Source organism: Halopseudomonas salegens (genome assembly GCF_900105655.1).
Classification (GTDB): domain Bacteria; phylum Pseudomonadota; class Gammaproteobacteria; order Pseudomonadales; family Pseudomonadaceae; genus Halopseudomonas; species Halopseudomonas salegens.
The window spans coordinates 712,910-730,547 of record NZ_LT629787.1 but is presented as its reverse complement, the minus strand read 5'-3'; the positions used below and the strand labels follow the sequence as shown (position 1 = coordinate 730,547).

The following is a 17,638-nucleotide window of genomic DNA, read 5'->3' as shown; positions in this document are numbered from 1 at the left end:
TGGGCGGCGCCGAGTGAAAGCACTTGCCGGTTCAACCCAGCAATATCTCGGCTAACACCGCGTAGCCAAGCAGACCCAGGCCACTGCCGATAATCGCGCCAGCCAGTACATCACTGGGGTAATGCAGCCCCAGCACCACCCGTGAGGCTGCAACACTGAGAGTAAAGGGCAATACCAGCAAGGCCAGTCCAGGCAATGTCAGGGCCAACAGCACAGTAAAACAGACAGCATGCAGCGTGTGCCCGGAGGGAAAGCTGTAACGATCCAGGGGTGGAATACCGCAATCTATCACCGGAAAGGAAATAAAGGGTCGTTCGCGGATCAGCCAGCGTTTGAGCAGCTTGTACACCAAGGTGCAACTGATTCCGCAGCTGGCCAGCAGCAGCGCCACACCCATGCCACCCTCAGGAACCAGCCAGGGCAACGCGAGAATCAGGGCATACCACAACCAGCCATCACCCAGGCGACTGACCCAGCGAAAGTATCCATACAACCAGGAACAACGCAGCGCCTGATTGACCGTCTGGCACCACACAAACTCGCGCTGATCAACCCGTTCAAACCAGCGTGTCACGCGACTTGTCGCCATAGCGGCTTACCTCCTGCGATGAGTTGAGCAGCAATTGGGTAAAACGGCTGACCTGCTGTGCCCAGCCAAGCGTCAAGGCATCATGCCGGGCTTGCTGACGCAGACGCCGACAGAGTTCGGTTTCGCGGTACAGACGCTCGGCTGCCGCGACAAATCCCGCTTCGTCACCGGCAGGCATGGTCAGGCCATTGTGGGCCTGCCGCAGATGCTCGTGTGCCGCAGCCATGTCGTAAGCAACAACCGCCAGACCGCTGGCCATGGCCTCGAGAACGACATTGCCAAAGGTGTCGGTCAGGCTGGGAAAGAGAAAAATATCTGCACTGGCGTAATAACGGGCCAGATCATCGCCACGTTGTACCCCGGCAAAGACCACATCCGGGTAATCACGTGCCAACTCAGCGCGCAAGGGACCGTCACCCACCAGAATCAGGCGTGCCGCCGGATAACGCATCTTCACCTGGGCATAACTGCGCAGCGCCAGTGGCAGGTTCTTCTCTGCAGCCAGGCGACCGACATACAACAAGACCGGCATATCTGCACCCACGCCCCATTCGGCTCGCAAAGCAGGGTCACGACGCTGCGGATCAAACAACTGACAATTCACACCACGACTCCAGAGTGCACAGGGATCGATACCCATGGTCTCCAGTTGCACCGCACTCTGCCGAGACGGCACCAGGGTCAGAGCAGTCTGATTATGGAACCAGCGGCAGTAACGACGCAGCCAGAGATCCAGAAACCCCACCCGATAATGATGCGTATAACTATGGAAATTGGTGTGAAATCCTGAGCACACCCGGACTTGCAAATGCCTGGCAGCGCGCACAGCCGCCAGGCCGAGCGGCCCCTGTGTGGCCACATAGACGGCATCGACCGAGCGTTCACTCAGCCAGCGTTGCAAGTGCCATCGACTGGCCAGACCAAACTTCAGATCACGATAGCCCGGCAAAGGTACTCCAGACACCAGTAGTTGATCATGACACCAGCCCTGATCAACGGCATGGCCCGGCAACTGCCGGTCAATCGCTTGCTCTGGCCGAATAACCGATACCCGGTACCCCTGTGCCAGCAAACCCCGACACAACTGCAACAATGTGTGAGCAACGCCATTGATCTCGGGAGCAAAGGTTTCAGTCACGATAACGAGATGTTGCTGACGAATCGATTCCCCGACGCCGCTGGCCGACGGTGTTGCCAGCTCTGGCTGAGTTGGCAACCGGGAAAGAGCGGTAAAGGTCATGGGCGTTTTCATAGACTCACTATGCAAATGCCGCATGACACACGGATGACAGATAGATGTTAGTCTGGAGACAATGACCCTGGGTAATGGCCAAAAGCCACACCACCAAGCAGACTGAAATCACAATAGCAAAATGTAATCATGTCCATAGCAGGTCGACAGCTGATACAAGCCCGGCTAAACCTTCTATACTGAAACACATTGTGCCAAGGAATTAACTGCATGAATCGTGACAACCCGACTGTGCCGCCGTGTAATGCCTGCCGCGATGGTGAAGGCCTTGACTTCGACATTACCATGGCTTTCCAGCCCATCGTTGACCTGCGCGACCGCAGTATATTTGCCTATGAAGCCCTGGTGCGCGGTACCGATGGGAGCGGTGCAGGCAGCATTCTCTCACGGGTCAACGAAACCAACCGCTATGCCTTTGACCAGACCTGCCGGGTTACCGCAGTCAAGCTGGCTGCCGAGTTGAACGTGCCCTGCTTTATCAGCATCAATTTCTTGCCCAACGCGGTATATCAGGCAGCAACCTGCATACGGGCTACCCTCGAGGCAGCACGCCAGTTCAACTTCCCGACCAATCGTCTGATCTTTGAAATCACAGAGAACGAAGAACTGGTCGACAAGAATCACCTGAAAAGCATCATGACCGAATACAAGCGTCAGGGTTTCAAGACCGCAATCGATGATTTTGGTGCCGGCTATTCCGGGCTTAATCTGCTGGCCGAGTTTCAGCCCGATATCATCAAACTGGATATGGCACTGGTGCGTGACATCAATCAGGACAAGGTTCGCCAGGCCATCGTTCAGGGCATTCTCGGCGTTTGCAAAACCCTGGAGATCGACGTGATCGCCGAAGGTGTTGAAACCAGGGCCGAACTGGATCTTCTCAACAACCTGGGCGTCAACCTGTTTCAGGGGTACCTGCTTGCCAAGCCCGGCTTCAAACATCTGCCCGAGGTCAACTGGCCAGCTTATGCCTGAGCAGTCATTGGACAAAAAAACCTATAAACAGCGCAGCGAAGAACTCAAAGAGGCTCTACTGGATGCCCAGTTCGAGCTCAAACGCCAGCAAGGTGGCCCGGTTCTCATTCTGATCAGCGGTAACGATTTTGCCGGCAAAGCCGAACTCATCTACACCTTTTATGGCTGGCTCGATACCCGCCGTTTGAATACCCGAGCGTTCAACCTGCCTGCCGGTATTGAAAAACGTATGCCCCGCTTGTGGCGCTACTGGCGTACCCTGCCGCCCTCGGGTGAACTGGGCTTCTATCTGGGTTCCTGGTACCACCAACCATTGATGCGTTTCAGCCGCGGGCAGATCAGTGAAGCCCACTTCCAGTCAGCTATGGAAGAAATTGTCCGCTTCGAGACCCTGCTCACGCGCGAGGGCGTCAGCATTGTCAAACTCTGGCTGCATCTTACCGGACCGGATACGAGCAAAAAGCCCAGCGCGGACACCTTCAAACAAACCGTGGCGATGCGCGAGTGGGGTGATTTCAGCGCCGCCGACTATGACCAGGTACGCGATGCTGCTCAACGCATGGAGCACCTGACCTCGACCGAGGCAGCGCCCTGGATCAGGGTACAAAGCAGTGATGAAAATTACCGGGATATTCGCGTCGCTGAAATCATCCTTGATACCCTGCAGCAACGCCTTGAAGCCGACACTCAGGAGAGCCAGCCACCAGTGTCCGATTGGCCGGGTGCGACCCACCGGGTACTGCAGGAGCTGGATTACAGTGCCCGCCTGAGCAAGGATGATTACAAGGAACAGCTGGAGACCTGGCAAGCCCGTCTACGCGAACTGGTACGGCACCCGCGTTTCAATCGTCACAGCCTGCTACTGGTGTTTGAAGGCAGTGATGCTGCGGGCAAGGGCGGCACCATAAGACGCATTACTCAATGTCTGGACCCTCGTCACCTGCGGGTGCATGGTACCGCAGCGCCCACCGCAGAAGAAGCCACTCAACCCTACCTGCTGCGTTTCTGGAAACGCATTCCGGCGCCGGGCAATGTGGTCATTTTTGATCGCAGCCACTACGGCCGCGTACTGGTCGAACGGGTAGAAGGCTTTTGCCCGGCAACACGCTGGCAACAGGCCTATCAGGAAATCAACGACTTTGAACAGCAATTGCATCAATCCGGCACCCTGGTAATAAAGTTCTGGCTGGCGATCACCGAGGAAGAACAATTGCGTCGCTTCAAGGCGCGCGAGAAATCAAGTGTCAAGCGCTACAAACTGACTGATGAAGACTGGCGCAACCGCGAGAAATGGCCAGCCTATGAACAGGCCGTGAATGATATGGTGGCGCATACCAGCACCAGGCACGCACCCTGGTATCTGCTCTCGTCAGAAGACAAGCGCCACGCCCGTGTCGAGGCACTTAAAATTGTCTGCGAGCAACTGGAACAAAGGCTGGAGCGCGGCAAAAAGCAATGACCCATACCCTCGACAACCTGACACTGCAGCGCTATCCGGAAGATCGCAGCGGGACCCTGGTGGCCGCTGATGCTGCCGACCGCTATCTACTCCAACAACTGACGCTGGCCCCCACCGACACCTCGCCATTGATAATCAATGACAGCTTTGGTGCCCTGGCTTGCGCCCTGCATGCTTGCAACCCACACACCTGGGGCGATTCATGGCTGGCCTGGCAGGCGTTGCAAAATAATCTGCTGGCGAATCAGCTCGAGCCAACCGGGATCCATTTCTTCAACAGCCAGCAACTGCCGCAAGGCACCTATCAGCGGGTGTTGCTGCGCATTCCGAAAAGCCTGGCCCTGCTGGAACAGCAGTTGTATCAACTACGCCCCCTGCTGGCACCTGGCGCCCAGGTGATGGCCGGCGCCATGCTGAAACATTTGCCACCCTCAGCTGGCGATCTGTTGGCTCAATATATCGGCCCTTACCAGGCTTCATTGGCGTGGAAAAAAGCACGCCTGCTGACAGCCACACTGGACCCGGAGCTGACCCCCTCAGCCCCGAAACAGAACAGCTGCTATACCCTGGAAGGCACACCTTTTGGGCTGGAGAACTTCCCCGGCGTATTTTCCCGTGAACGTCTGGATATCGGCACCCGGGTACTCTTGCCGCAGATTCCGCAAGGCGCTGGCGACAGTCATATCATTGACCTCGGTTGTGGCAATGGCGCCCTGGGCATCATGGCCGCCTGGCACAGCCCGCAGGCGAAGCTGACCTTTGTCGATGAGTCCTGGGCTGCCGTGGCCTGCGCCGAGCATAATTTCCGCCAGGCCTTTGGTCAGCGTGAAGCAGATTTTCAGGTGCGTGACGGTCTTCAGCAATGGCAAGGCATGCCTGCTGACTGGATCCTGTGCAACCCGCCTTTCCACCAACAGCAAGTGATCGGCGATGTCATTGCGCGGCGCTTGTTTGCCGGCAGCCGCCGCGCACTCAACCCGGATGGCTGCCTGCTGGTGGTTGGCAACCGGCATCTGGGCTATCACAACACCCTGAAGCGCAATTTCAGCCGGGTTGAGCAAGTTGCCGCGCATCCAAAATTTGTCGTGCTCGCCGCCCGCGCCTGAACTCAGGGCTTGTTCAGCGCGCGAATGCCATAGATATCGTAACGGCTGGACTGACCACTCAATGCGGAGCTGGGCGGTCGCCCAGCCAGCTCGGGCGCTTTGCGCGGTCGTTTGACCACCACGCGATGGCTGGCCAGCTGCAGGGCGGCAGCCAGTAATTGCGGTGCATCCTCGTCACTACCTGCCAGCGGCTTGAACAGGCGCATTTCCTTTTTCACCAAAGCCGATTTATCACGCTGCGGGAACATTGGATCCAGATGGATGACCTGCGGGGGTTCGCCCTGCCAGTCGTCGATCAGGTCGATGGCATCACCACAGATCAGCGTCATGCGTGCAACAATCTCGGCGACTTCACCACCCGCCATTCGAGCGCGATCAAGACCATCGGCCAACAAGGTTGCGATAACGGGCTGACGCTCGATCAAGGTCACCTCACAGCCCAGACTGGCAAGTACGAATGCATCACGGCCCAGGCCGGCGGTAGCATCCAGCACATGGGGACGTACCCCGCCTCGGCACCCCACTGCACGCGCCACCATTTGCCCGGCACCCCCGCCAAACTGGCGCCGGTGAGCCTGGCTACCCGTAACAAAGTCCACCCGTACACCACCTTGCTGAGGGTTGTCCGCATCGTGCAAGCTCAGCCCGTCAGCGGCTACCTGCAAATAAAGACCGGTTGGTAATTGCTGCAGTGGCAAGCCCAGAGCCTGTGCCAGCTTTTCAGCCTGCGCCTGACAGGCAGGCTGGGTGCATGTGATCACTGCAACAGGCATGTCATCTGCCATTGTCATCCATCTAAATGCTCAAAAGTTGATCAAGTTATTGTCTTTCAGGCCGATAGCCTTACAACAACCCTGTTGCCCGCGAGTGTAACCTATGTTGGATCAACTGCCGCCCCACGGCACCACCCCGGCTTCCCGCCCGGCAGCTCCTTCAGGCGGAGCTGCTGCGGAGCAAGCTGTTGATGACCTGGATCTTCGGCTGCAGCAAGCAAAAGAGCAGAGTCTGAATTACCAGATTCTGCGTCGCACCTTCAAGATCAATAGCAATGACGCGCTTCCACCGTCACCCACTCCGCCCCAAACAGACTCGCCACCCCCTGAATCAGTCGCCACTGTGACGAACACGGCGCCACTGACAACGGATGTCGACGCCGTGCTGCTCAGTATTGAACAACGCAGCCTGGAGATCGACATTGGAGACCGTGAGCCTGAAGTGGTTGACCCACTGATATTGAACCTGGACGGAGGCCCAATCACCACCAGCGGCCTGGAACACGGAGTCAGCTTTGACCTCAGTGCCGATGGCCGCTTGCAACAGATCAGCGTACCAACGGGAGAAAACTATCTGCTGGCACTCGATCGCAACACCAACGGCAGGATTGACGATGGCCGAGAACTCTTTGGCGACCAGCACGGGGCCGCCCATGGATTTGCCGAATTGGCGCGCCTTGATGACAACGGTGATGGACGAATTGATCAGCAGGACCAGGTCTTCGAGCAGCTGCAATTATTGCGTTTTCGTATAGATGGCAGCCAACAGCTCGGTAGTCTGCGAGACGCCGGAATTCATAGTGTGAGCCTGGACTATCGGAACCACGAGATAGCCCTGAACCGCTATGACCGCATTTCCCAGTTGGGCAAAATGACCATGAATGATGGTAGCGAGCGTATTGCTGCCGATGTGCTGTTGGCAGCACGCAACTACGCGTAGAGGTCGATACCGTAAATCCCTTCGGGGGTCTCTTCCACCGGCATGCTGGCGGTGGATTGGTAGGCAGCCATGGCCTGACTGCCGGGGCCGGAAAAGGTCTGGCTGGGCATGCTGCTGTCACGCCGGGCCGGGATATATTCTGCGTTGGCGGTGCTGGCAGTGACTGAACGGGGCGTCAGCGCTTTGCTGGGTGACGTCTCTACGGCGGTTGCAGCCTGACCCGCGCGCACACTTTCGCCGGGGGCCACTGGGGCCACCGGGCGATTGCCACGATCTGGCAGCGTATTGTAGGGGTTGAAACCGTCTACCCGCATGAGTCAGTCTCCAACACAGTTCCGTCAGATTAGCGGGTAAGCAAAAGCTTGGCAATCTGCCTTTCAGCTTTCAGGGCCAGAGAAAGTACTGATCAGGTCCACATTGCTGACGGAGGCTGGCAATGCACGCTATCTGATCAACCAGTCCTTTCTAACCACCCTTGGGCGTTGCAACCTGATCCCGCAAATACACCGGTTGCGCAGCTGCAGCGTCAACCCCTTTACCCGCTTCCCAGTCGACCAAAGCAAGACTGAGCAAGTCCTCGGCGTTGGGCAGCATTTGTGGCCAGCTCTGGTTGACCTGGACCGCCAACCGATCGGCGTATTGCCAGCCAGTGCCGGCACCCGACGGGTCGGACATACCCTCTGCCAGGCTGACCTGTTCCGGCGCAGAAACCCGTTCCATGCCGTGCAACTGCATAGTCTCGCCCTGCAGCTGGTAACACCCCCAGTAGACCTCATCCATACGGGCATCAATGGCGGCGCAAACATGCTCGCTGCCGTACAAACGCCAGGCCTGCTGGGCCAGCATGGCCAGATTGGAGACGGGAAGCACCGGTTTATCCAGCGCCAACGCCAATCCCTGTACCATTCCGGTCGCAATCCGCACCCCGGTGAAGGCACCGGGGCCACGCCCAAAGGCCAGGGCATCGATATCAGACAGACCAATCCCCGCTTCGGCCAGCAGCTCATCAATCATTGGCAACAAGCGCTGGGCGTGTTCGCGTGGGGCTTCCACCAGCCGCGAATAGACCTGGCCTTTATGCAACAACGCCGCGGAACAGGCTTCGGTCGCCGTATCCAGCGCCAACAGAGTGGTCATGGTTATGCCTTCAGCTCAGCGCCTGCATCACCTTGGCGGTAATGTCCTTGACGCTACCCACACCTTCCACCCGCGAGCACTTGGGTGTGCCCTGACTGGCAGCCAGTTGCTGGTAAAAGTCGACCAGGGGCTTGGTCTGGCTGTGATACAGCGCCAGACGCTTGCGGACAGTGTCTTCCTGGTCATCTTCGCGCTGGATCAGGTCTTCACCGGTGACATCGTCTTTACCGGCGACCTTGGGCGGATTATGTTCGATGTGATAAACGCGACCGGAACCCGGATGTACACGACGCCCTGCCATGCGCGATACGATTTCTTCGTCGTCAACGGCAATTTCCAGCACATGATCCAGTACGATATTGGCATCAACCAGGGCTTGCGCCTGCGGGATGGTGCGCGGGAAGCCGTCAAACAGAAAACCGTTGGCACAATCCGGCTGGGCGATGCGGTCCTTGATCAGACCGATAATCAGTTCATCCGACACCAGGCCACCACTATCCATTACTTCCTTGACCTGCTGGCCCAGCTCGCTACCGGCCTTGACGGCGGCGCGCAGCATATCACCGGTGGAAATCTGCGGAATGGCATAATGTTCACAAATGAACTGGGCCTGGGTGCCCTTGCCCGCGCCGGGAGCGCCCAACAGGATCAATCGCATGCTTAACTCCTTGATAGTCTGAAATTCTCGTGTCTGACACCCGGGCCAGGAAGGCCACAGGACGCACTGACTAAATGGGCACAACCGCAAGGGCCGCCAACTTAATCAGTGTTTCCAAAAAAGGGCGTTCAACATACACGCACTTACCGACCGGCACAAGCCAGACCATGGTCGCTCAGGAGCCAGAGCCGACGGGGCTGACCTGTGGGTCAGCCGGTGTTGCGCATGCCGGCCGCAATACCCGCTACCGTGACCAGCAGCGCGCGCTCCAGTTCGGGGTCGAGGTCGGCCTGCTGGCGGGTGCGGGCCATCAACTCGGCCTGCAACAGATGCAGCGGATCCGTGTAAGGGTTGCGGATGGCCACGGATTCAGCGAGCCCGGGGTTGTGCGCCAGCAAGGTATCGGTTTCGCGCAACTCCAGCACGACCTCGATGGCCTGCTGCAGAGCCTCGCGCAATCGCTCACCCAGCGGCCATAATGCCGGCTCGGCCAAACGTTGCTCGTAGAAGCGTGAAATGGTCGCATCTGCCTTGGACAACACCATTTCCAGCATCTCGACGCGGGCAAAAAAGAACGGCCAGTGCGTCATCATGTCGCGCAACAATGCGCCTTTATCCTGTTCCAGCTGCTCGCTGATGGCCTGACCGGCGCCCAGCCACGCCGGCAACATCAGACGCGTCTGGGTCCAAGCAAAAATCCATGGAATTGCCCGCAGAGTCTCGATGCCGCCCTGTGCCTTGCGCTTGGCCGGACGACTGCCCAGCGGCAAACGGCCCAGCTCCTGCTCAGGGGTGGCCTGGCGAAAATACTCGACAAACTGGGGTTCGTCACGCACCACGCCGCGATAGACCTGCACGGAGCGCTCAGCCAGCGCCTGCATCATGTCGCGCCAGGCCTGTTGCGGGGCCGGTGGCGGTAACAGGGTGGCTTCCAGCACGGCGCTGGTATACAGCTGCAGGCTTTGTACCGCGATACCCGGCAGGCCGAATTTGAAGCGAATCATCTCGCCCTGCTCGGTCACGCGCAGCTGACCATTCACCGAGCCCGGTGGTTGCGACAGAATCGCCATATGCGCCGGGGCGCCGCCACGACCGACGGTACCGCCACGACCATGGAACAAACGCAAGCGCACACCCTGCTCACGGGCGACTGCGACCAGAGCCTCCTGGGCACGATACTGCGCCCAGCCAGCCGCGAGGGTACCCGCATCCTTGGCCGAATCGGAATAGCCAATCATCACTTCCTGCACATCCCCCACCAGTGCGCGGTAGCCGGGCAATGACAACAACTGATCAATCACCGTCGCGGCATGTTGCAGATCGGCCAGGGTTTCAAACAGCGGTACCACCCGCATCGGCCAGGCCACGCCGCTGGCCTTGAGCAACAACTTGACCGCCAACACATCAGAGACTTCGGCAGCCATGGAAATCACGTAAGCACCCAGTAACTCCTGGGGCTGCTCAGCAACGGTAGCGCAGGTTGCCAAGACTTCGGCAGTATCAGCACCGGGTTGCCAACGCGCAGGCAACAATGGACGCGGATTATCCAGTTCGCGCAACAGAAAAACGCGTTTTTCCTCTTCATCCCACTCCAGGTAGTCACCCAGTTGCAGATATCGGGTCAGCTCGCTCAACGCCTCGCGATGGCGACCAGCATCCTGCCGTATATCCAGCCGAACCAGCCCGAGCCCGAAAGCATTGACGCGGCGCAGAGTATCCAGCAACGGGCCATCAGCTATCTGCTGCATGCCACAGCCCTGCAATGAGTCGTAGCAGAGCTGCAATGGGGCACGCAATTCGTCGGCGCTGCGCAACAAGGCGTCAGGCTCGCTGGTTGGCGCCTGAACCGCAGCGGCTGCCCAGTCACGGGTCGTTAGCAGACGCTGACGCAACCCTTTGAGCAATTCTCGATAGGGCTCATCGACCTCGCCGGTATGCGCCAGCAGTTCCGCACTCGCCGCCTGCATGGAAAGCTCCCGGGTCAACTGCTCAATATCCCGCAAATACAGATCGGCAGCCATCCAGCGACCCAGCAGCAAGACCTCACGGGTGACCGGCGCGGTTACATTCGGATTGCCGTCCCGGTCACCACCCATCCAGGAAGCCATGCGTACCGGTGCAGCGGTACTGTCCAGCTGCTGCCCGCAACTGGCTTGCAGATCGCTATCCAGCTGACGCAAAAAGCGCGGCAGCGCCTGCCAGAGAGAGTGTTCGATAACAGCAAAGCCCCACTTGGCCTCATCCACCGGGGTCGGCCGGCTACGGCGAATCTCGTCGGTATGCCAGGCCTCGCTGATCAGCCGGGCCAACTCGGAGCGCACTTCAGCCTGTTCATGAACCGACAGGTCATCGTGATCACGGGTAGCCAGAGCCATGGCGATGGCATCATATTTCTGGATCAGGGTGCGCCGGGTGACTTCGGTCGGGTGGGCGGTCAATACCAGTTCAATATCCAGCGCCGCCACGTGCGCGGCAATGGCTTCCGGAGCTATCTCCGCCTGCTGCAAACGGGCAAACAGTTCGGGCAGACAGCGCTGCTCGAAACTTTCTCCCTCATCGGGTCGGCGACGACGAATGCGGTGATACTGCTCGGCGATATTGGCCAGATTGAGGAACTGGTTGAATGCCCGACAGACCGGAAGGAGCAGGTTATCCGGCACCTCATGCAAGAGTTCGCGCAAAGCTTGCAACTGAGCCTGATCGGCGCGTCGGCCCTGCTTGGCGCCGCGCCGAATGGCTTCAATACGGTGAAAAAAATCGTCGCCCATGTGCTGACGAATGGTCTGCCCGAGCAGCTCGCCCAAGTCATGCACGTCTTCGCGCAAACGGACATCAATATCGGTCATTGCCTGTCTCCTTCACCAGTTCAGGCTACAGCATGCGGTCCCGCTGGCTGGCTGACAAGCCCTCCTTGTGACTGGCCGATGTTGTCAAGGGTGACAAATGTTCTAAGCTGACGCTATCGCCACAAGCGATGACACAGACATCAAGGGAGAAACATGAAAATCCGTGATTTGACCCGAGAATGGGAGCGCCACGCCAAGGGCCGCGTAACCCGCAACACCTATGCGGTCCACTTGCCGCTGGAAGATGCCGCACGGCTGGCGGCGCTGGAAGAAATGTATCCGAAGCGTCGGGCCGAAGACCTGATTACCGATTTATTGAGTGCTGCGCTGGAAGAGCTGGAAGCCAGCCTGCCTTACCGCCAGGGCAGCGAGGTAATCGCCGAAGATGAACAGGGCGACCCGATGTACGAAGATGCCGGACCAACGCCACGCTACCTGGAGTTGAGTCGCCAGCACCTGCAGGCCATGCTGGATCAGGAAGACGGCACTGCCGGTCAGTAACCCGTTTGAATGCACCGACAAGCTACAGCCCCTGTCGCTTGGCCTGTTCCCAGAGGGCATCCAGCTCCACCAGACGACACTCGGCCAGCGGCTTGTCGCTGGCCTGCAGCTGCTGTTCGATATAGCGGAAACGGCGCTCGAATTTTTCGTTGCCGCCGCGCAGCGAGGTCTCGGCATCCACCTTGAGATGTCGGGCCAGGTTAACCACACTGAACAGCAAATCACCGATCTCAGTGACCACTGCGGCCTGATCACCACTGACAACCGCTGCCTGTACCTCGGCCACTTCTTCCTGCAGCTTGTCCAACGCGCCCTTGCTGTCCGGCCAGTCGAAGCCGGATTGAGCGGCCCGCTTCTGCAGTTTTTGTGCTCGAGTCAGGGCCGGCAGCGCTCGCGGCACATCATCCAGCAACGATAATTGCTCGGGGGTTGCCGTTTTGGCTGCACGTTCCTCGGCCTTGATTTGCTCCCAACGCGCCTTGACCTGATCGGCAGCCAGCGGGGCTGTGCTGCCCGCCGGGGTGTGCAGGTTGCCATCGGGAAACACATGAGGATGACGACGCACCAATTTGCGGGTGATGCCGTCAACAATTCGCGCCCAGTCAAAATGGCCAGCTTCTTCCGCCAGTTGCGCGTAGTAAATCACCTGAAACAGCAAATCACCCAGCTCATCGGCCAACTGCGGGTAATCGGCTTCAGCGATGGCGTCGGCAACTTCGTAAGCCTCTTCCAGGGTATGCGGCACTATGCTGGCAAAATCCTGTTCCAGGTCCCAGGGACAGCCGTGCTGTGGATCACGCAGACGCGCCATCAGATAGCGCAGGTCTTCCAACCGATAGTTCATGCCCCACCTTCCTGGCGGTTGCGCCGGGTTTCAATCACATTGGGTAGCTGGTTGATACGACCGAGCAAGCGACCAAGCAGGTCCAGATTGGGAATCTCTACCGTGAGCAACATCACTGCATAGTTGTCGTCACGGTTGGTACGGGTACTGACTTCCAGCACATTGAGCTTTTCATTGGCCAGCAACTGCGACACATCGCGCAACAGGCCGGCCCGATCATAGGCCTTGATATAGATTTCCACCGGGTAGGTCTGCACCGGCTCCTTGCCCCAGCTGACCTCGATCAAGCGCTCGGAATCGCGGTCCTGCAGCAGGATGGCATTGGCGCAATCCGCCCGATGTACGGTCACGCCACGTCCCAGGGTGATGTAGCCGATAATCGGATCGCCGGGTACAGGCTGGCAACAGCCGGCCAGCTGGGTCATCAGGTTGCCCACGCCCTGAATGAAGACATCACTGCGTGGACCCTGACGGGTCGGTCGGCGCGGGATCAGCTCCAGTTGCTCACTCTGGCGATCCGGCTCAACCAGCTGTTGCGCCACATTGGCGACGTGCGCCAGACGCAGATCACCGGCGCCCACAGCAGCAAAGAGGTCTTCCTGGCTGCGAATATGCAGGCGATCAATCAGTTGGGCATAATCGGCGCCATTGAGCGCCAGCCGTGTCAGTTCGCGCTCCAGCATCAGCTTGCCAGCCTGCACGTTCTGCTCTCGGGCCTGCTGCTTGAACCAGCTCTGGATCTTGGCCCGCGCCCGCGAAGTATTCACGTAACCCAGGTTGGAATTGAGCCAGTCACGACTGGGGCCGGTTTTCTTCCCGGTGATGATTTCTACCTGCTCACCCGTCTGCAGAATATAGTTCAGCGGTACGATACGGCCGTTAACCTTGGCACCCCGGCAGCTGTGCCCGATCTCGGTATGTATGCGGTAGGCAAAATCCAGCGGTGTGGCCCCTTTGGGCACATCCAGTACATGACCATCCGGAGTAAACAGATAAATGCGGTCCGGCTCGAAATCGACCCGCAGCTCATCGGCCAGGCCTCCGATATCACCCATTTCTTCGTGCCATTCGAGCACCTGACGCAACCAGGCTATCTTGTCTTCATAGGCATTGGACGCCGTATCAACATCGGTGCCCTTGTAACGCCAGTGGGCGCACACGCCCAGCTCCGCCTCTTCATGCATGAAGCGGGTGCGAATCTGCACCTCAAGCACCTTGCCTTCAGGCCCGACCACCGCTGTATGCAGGGAGCGATAACCGTTTTCCTTGGGATTGGCGATGTAATCATCGAACTCATTGGGAATATGCCGCCACAGACCGTGCACGATACCCAGCGAGGTGTAGCAATCCGGCACCCGGGGCACCAGGATACGCACCGCACGCACGTCATAAACCTGACTGAAATCAATACCTTTGCGCTGCATTTTGCGCCAGATGGAATAGATGTGCTTGGCCCGACCCGTAATGTCCGCCTCGACCCCCGCTTCCTCCAGTGCACCGCGCAATTGCGACATCACACTGTCGATGTACTCCTGGCGATCCAGCCGGCGCTCATCCAGCAAACGGGCAATCTGTTTGTATTGCTCAGGCTCGATGTAACGGAAGGACAGATCTTCCAGCTCCCATTTGATGTGCCCTATGCCCAGCCGATGGGCCAGCGGCGCATAGATATCAAACACCTCACGGGCAACCCGGTAGCGTTTCTCGGTAGGGGCATTTTTAACGGCACGGATGGCACAGGTACGCTCGGCCAGCTTGATCAGTGCCACACGCACATCATCGACCATGGTGACCAGCATCTTGCGCAGGTTTTCTACCTGGGTTTGCGGGCTGAAGGCGTTGGCTCGCGCAGAATTCTGCGACACGCTGATGGCAGCCATGCGTTGCACCCCATCGACCAGGCCTGACACCACGGGACCAAAGCGACGTTCAACTTCCAGCAAGTCGGTTTTCCGTTCTCGAACCGCACGATAGATGACTGCAGCCACCAGCGAATCCTGATCCAGTTTCAGGTCGGTGAGAATCTCGGCCATTTCCAGCCCGGTCAGATAACTGCTGGCGGTCTCCGACCAGATGTTCTCGGCGGCAATCGCTGCCTGCTCCAGCTCGCGCGCCCATTCACAAGCCTCGTGCAGCACTGCCGGCGAGGTCAAGGGGACACGAGACTGGATGCGATCCAGCCAGGCATCGATATCAACACTACCATCCTGTCTGGTCGGGTGATCTGCGCGAACTTGTACCATTACTGCCGCTTCCTGTTTTTTCTGCCATGGAACACAAAAAGTGCCATGGACTCGATATGGGCGGTCTGCGGGAACATATCCATGATCCCCGCCTGCTGCAACTGGTATCCGGCACTGGCCAGCAGACCGGCATCACGAGCCAGTGTGGCCGGATTGCAGGAGACATACAAAATCCGCGGCACCTCCAGAGCTGCCAGGGCTTGCACCACCTGCTCCGCCCCGTCACGCGGCGGATCCAGCAAAGCTGCCGACCAGGATTGTTGCAACCAGTCGGCATCAAGCGGTTTGGACAGATCAGCCGACAGAAAGTGCACTGCATCCAGATTATTTTCTGCGGCATTGGCGGTGGCCCGAGCCACCATGGCGTCACTGCCTTCAATCCCGGTTACCCGCGCTCCGGCCCGGGCCAGCGGCAGGGAAAAGTTACCCAGCCCACAATACAGATCGAGAATCTGCTCACCCGGCTGCGGCTGCAACCACTCCATGGCCTGAGTGACCATTGCCTGATTGATCTCGGCATTGACCTGGGTAAAGTCACCCGGCGCGAAGTACAACGACAATGCCTGACCGCTCAGCCTGTAGGTCAGCAGGGTCGGGGTAGTGGCCTGCATGGGTGCGGCAGTTTCCACTCCGCCTGGCTGCAACCAGCAATCGGCCCCCTGCTCTGCGGCAAAGGCCGCCAGCAACTGCTGATCAGCTGCAGACAGAGGGCGCAGATGGCGGAGCAGAAAAACCGGCCGGTCCGCGCTGGCAATCAGGTCCACATGCCCCAAATGGGCGCACCCTTGCAGACGGTTCAGCACAGCGGACAAGCCTTCGGCCAAAGGCTGCAGGACTGGCGCCAGCACCGGGCACTCCCTTAGCGCCACCAGCTCGTTGCTGGCACGCTGTCGAAAACCCACTGTCAGGGTATCGGTTTTTACCCCGTAGTGCAGTGCGATGCGCGTCCGTTGACGGTAGCCATAGGTTTCTCCCCGCAGGGGGCTGACCCAGCTCTCTGGCTGGACGCCGGCGAAATGACGCAACTGTTGCGCCAGCGCCGCCTGTTTGAACGCCAACTGCTGGTCTGGCGACATGTGCTGCAGACTGCAGCCACCGCACAGGCTGGCATGCTGGCATTGCGGCTGCTGACGCTGCTCACTGCCATTCTCCAGCCGTTCCAGACGCGCCTCGACCAGCTTGCTGCGCGCCCGTACCACCCGCGCCTCGACATGTTCGCCCGGCAGGCCACCTTCAACGAAAACGGTGCGGCCCTGCCAGTGACCGATACCACGCCCGTCATGACTCAACCGCTCCAGGCTCAGCTTGAGGCGCTGGCCAATCTCGGCTGCCGGCGCACTTGACTGCCGTGAACGCTTGCGTGGTCTATTCATGCCGGCAGGTCGTAAATTCCGGTAGACAGGTAGCGATCACCACGATCACAGATGATGGCAACAATCACCGCGTGCTCGACCTCGGCACTCAGACGCAGTGCTGCAGCCACCGAGCCGCCGGATGAAACACCACAAAATATACCTTCCTCACGAGCCAGACGGCGCATGGTGTCTTCCGCTTCCTGCTGTCCCATATCCACCACCCGGTCCACCCGGCTGGCGTCAAAGATGCTCGGCAGGTAGGCTTCTGGCCAGCGCCGGATACCCGGAATAGCAGCGCCTTCAACCGGTTGCAGGCCGATGATCTCGATCGCCGGGTTCTGCTCCTTGAGGTACCGGGAAGTACCCATTATGGTCCCTGTAGTGCCCATGGAACTGATGAAATGGGTAATCCGTCCCTGGGTATCGCGCCAGATTTCCGGACCAGTACTGCGATAATGCGCTTCCGGATTATCCAGGTTACCGAACTGGTCCAGAACGATGCCCTTGCCGTCACTCTGCATCTTGAGCGCCAGATCACGGGCACCTTCCATGCTGTCCTCTTTGCTGACCAGAATCAGCTCGGCACCATAGGCGCTCATCGCCGCCTTGCGTTCACTGCTCATATTGTCCGGCATGATCAGAATCATGCGGTAACCCTTGATCGCGGCAGCCATGGCAAGCGCAATACCGGTATTGCCCGAGGTTGCCTCGATCAGCGTATCACCGGGTTTGATCTGGCCACGTTGCTCGGCCCGTTCGATCATCGACATGGCCGGGCGGTCCTTGACCGAACCAGCGGGATTGTTACCCTCGAGTTTGACCAGGATGGTATTGGTGGTATTGCCCGGCATCCGTTGCAAACGAACCAGCGGAGTGTTGCCGATAAAGTCGGCAATGGTTGGGAAGTCAGTGTTCATGTGCCACCTGCTTGTGCCACCACGGTTACATCCGTGGCATGCT

At 58.9% G+C, this 17,638-nt stretch carries 16 protein-coding genes; 5 read left to right on the top strand and 11 right to left on the bottom strand.

Annotated elements, in window-relative coordinates; genetic code table 11:
* Positions 1-31 precede the first annotated feature (31 nt).
* Together BLU07_RS03275 and BLU07_RS03270 are read right to left on the bottom strand one after the other, a co-directional pair.
* Positions 32-589, bottom strand: a complete 558-nt coding sequence (locus BLU07_RS03275; RefSeq protein WP_092384120.1) for a phosphatase PAP2 family protein — start codon at positions 587-589, stop codon at positions 32-34.
* Positions 558-1,841, bottom strand: coding sequence for a glycosyltransferase family 4 protein (locus BLU07_RS03270; RefSeq protein WP_231701676.1), 1,284 nt, complete (start codon positions 1,839-1,841; stop codon positions 558-560). Before BLU07_RS03270 ends, BLU07_RS03275 begins: the two co-directional genes overlap by 32 nt.
* A 210-nt stretch (positions 1,842-2,051) precedes the next feature.
* Between BLU07_RS03270 and BLU07_RS03265 the strand changes: the two genes are divergently transcribed.
* Genes BLU07_RS03265 through BLU07_RS03255 form a run of 3 tightly spaced genes read left to right on the top strand, consistent with a single transcriptional unit; the run spans position 2,052 to position 5,381 of the window.
* Positions 2,052-2,816 (top strand): EAL domain-containing protein, encoded by a 765-nt coding sequence (locus BLU07_RS03265; RefSeq protein WP_197675052.1) that lies wholly within the window; start codon positions 2,052-2,054, stop codon positions 2,814-2,816.
* 7 nt (positions 2,817-2,823) lie between these two features.
* Positions 2,824-4,275: a polyphosphate:AMP phosphotransferase gene (gene pap / locus BLU07_RS03260; RefSeq protein WP_157719068.1), complete on the top strand. Its 1,452-nt coding sequence runs from the start codon at positions 2,824-2,826 to the stop codon at positions 4,273-4,275.
* Complete coding sequence (locus tag BLU07_RS03255; RefSeq protein ID WP_092384114.1) at positions 4,272-5,381, top strand: methyltransferase; 1,110 nt, start codon at positions 4,272-4,274, stop codon at positions 5,379-5,381. The genes pap and BLU07_RS03255 overlap by 4 nt, the downstream gene beginning before the upstream one ends.
* A 2-nt stretch (positions 5,382-5,383) precedes the next feature.
* Here BLU07_RS03255 and BLU07_RS03250 read toward each other — a convergent pair whose 3' ends face one another.
* Positions 5,384-6,166, bottom strand: a complete 783-nt coding sequence (locus BLU07_RS03250) for a class I SAM-dependent methyltransferase (RefSeq protein WP_231701675.1) — start codon at positions 6,164-6,166, stop codon at positions 5,384-5,386.
* A 91-nt stretch (positions 6,167-6,257) separates the two neighbouring features.
* Between BLU07_RS03250 and BLU07_RS03245 the strand changes: the two genes are divergently transcribed.
* Positions 6,258-7,094 carry a hypothetical protein gene (locus BLU07_RS03245; protein ID WP_092384112.1) on the top strand — a complete coding sequence of 279 codons (837 nt, stop codon included), beginning with the start codon at positions 6,258-6,260 and terminating at the stop codon, positions 7,092-7,094.
* On the opposite strand, the gene BLU07_RS03240 is transcribed toward BLU07_RS03245, so the two are convergent.
* The 4 genes from BLU07_RS03240 to ppc form a co-directional block, all read right to left on the bottom strand.
* On the bottom strand, positions 7,085-7,408 hold the full coding sequence (locus tag BLU07_RS03240; protein WP_092384110.1) for a hypothetical protein: 324 nt from the start codon (positions 7,406-7,408) through the stop codon (positions 7,085-7,087). The two genes, BLU07_RS03245 and BLU07_RS03240, sit on opposite strands and share 10 nt — an antisense overlap.
* 151 nt (positions 7,409-7,559) lie before the next feature.
* Positions 7,560-8,231 carry a tRNA (adenosine(37)-N6)-threonylcarbamoyltransferase complex dimerization subunit type 1 TsaB gene (tsaB, locus tag BLU07_RS03235; protein ID WP_092384108.1) on the bottom strand — a complete coding sequence of 224 codons (672 nt, stop codon included), beginning with the start codon at positions 8,229-8,231 and terminating at the stop codon, positions 7,560-7,562.
* A gap of 10 nt (positions 8,232-8,241) precedes the next feature.
* Positions 8,242-8,889 carry an adenylate kinase gene (gene adk, locus BLU07_RS03230; RefSeq protein WP_092384106.1) on the bottom strand — a complete coding sequence of 216 codons (648 nt, stop codon included), beginning with the start codon at positions 8,887-8,889 and terminating at the stop codon, positions 8,242-8,244.
* 209 nt (positions 8,890-9,098) lie between these two features.
* Entirely contained in the window at positions 9,099-11,735 is a 2,637-nt protein-coding gene (gene ppc / locus BLU07_RS03225) for a phosphoenolpyruvate carboxylase (RefSeq protein ID WP_092384104.1), read from the bottom strand.
* Between the two features lie 153 nt (positions 11,736-11,888).
* Here ppc and BLU07_RS03220 point away from each other — a divergent pair, with 153 nt between their 5' ends.
* Entirely contained in the window at positions 11,889-12,236 is a 348-nt protein-coding gene (locus tag BLU07_RS03220; protein ID WP_092384102.1) for a pilin assembly protein, read from the top strand.
* A gap of 22 nt (positions 12,237-12,258) precedes the next feature.
* Here BLU07_RS03220 and mazG read toward each other — a convergent pair whose 3' ends face one another.
* From mazG to cysM, 4 genes are read right to left on the bottom strand one after another with little or no spacing between them, the layout of a single operon-like run.
* Positions 12,259-13,080 carry a nucleoside triphosphate pyrophosphohydrolase gene (mazG, locus tag BLU07_RS03215; RefSeq protein ID WP_092384100.1) on the bottom strand — a complete coding sequence of 274 codons (822 nt, stop codon included), beginning with the start codon at positions 13,078-13,080 and terminating at the stop codon, positions 12,259-12,261.
* Positions 13,077-15,323, bottom strand: coding sequence for a GTP diphosphokinase (gene relA, locus BLU07_RS03210; RefSeq protein WP_092384098.1), 2,247 nt, complete (start codon positions 15,321-15,323; stop codon positions 13,077-13,079). The genes mazG and relA overlap by 4 nt, the downstream gene beginning before the upstream one ends.
* Entirely contained in the window at positions 15,323-16,696 is a 1,374-nt protein-coding gene (rlmD, locus tag BLU07_RS03205) for a 23S rRNA (uracil(1939)-C(5))-methyltransferase RlmD (RefSeq protein WP_092384096.1), read from the bottom strand. Before rlmD ends, relA begins: the two co-directional genes overlap by 1 nt.
* Positions 16,693-17,595, bottom strand: coding sequence for a cysteine synthase CysM (cysM, locus tag BLU07_RS03200; RefSeq protein ID WP_092384094.1), 903 nt, complete (start codon positions 17,593-17,595; stop codon positions 16,693-16,695). The genes rlmD and cysM overlap by 4 nt, the downstream gene beginning before the upstream one ends.
* Positions 17,596-17,638: the final 43 nt, after the last annotated feature.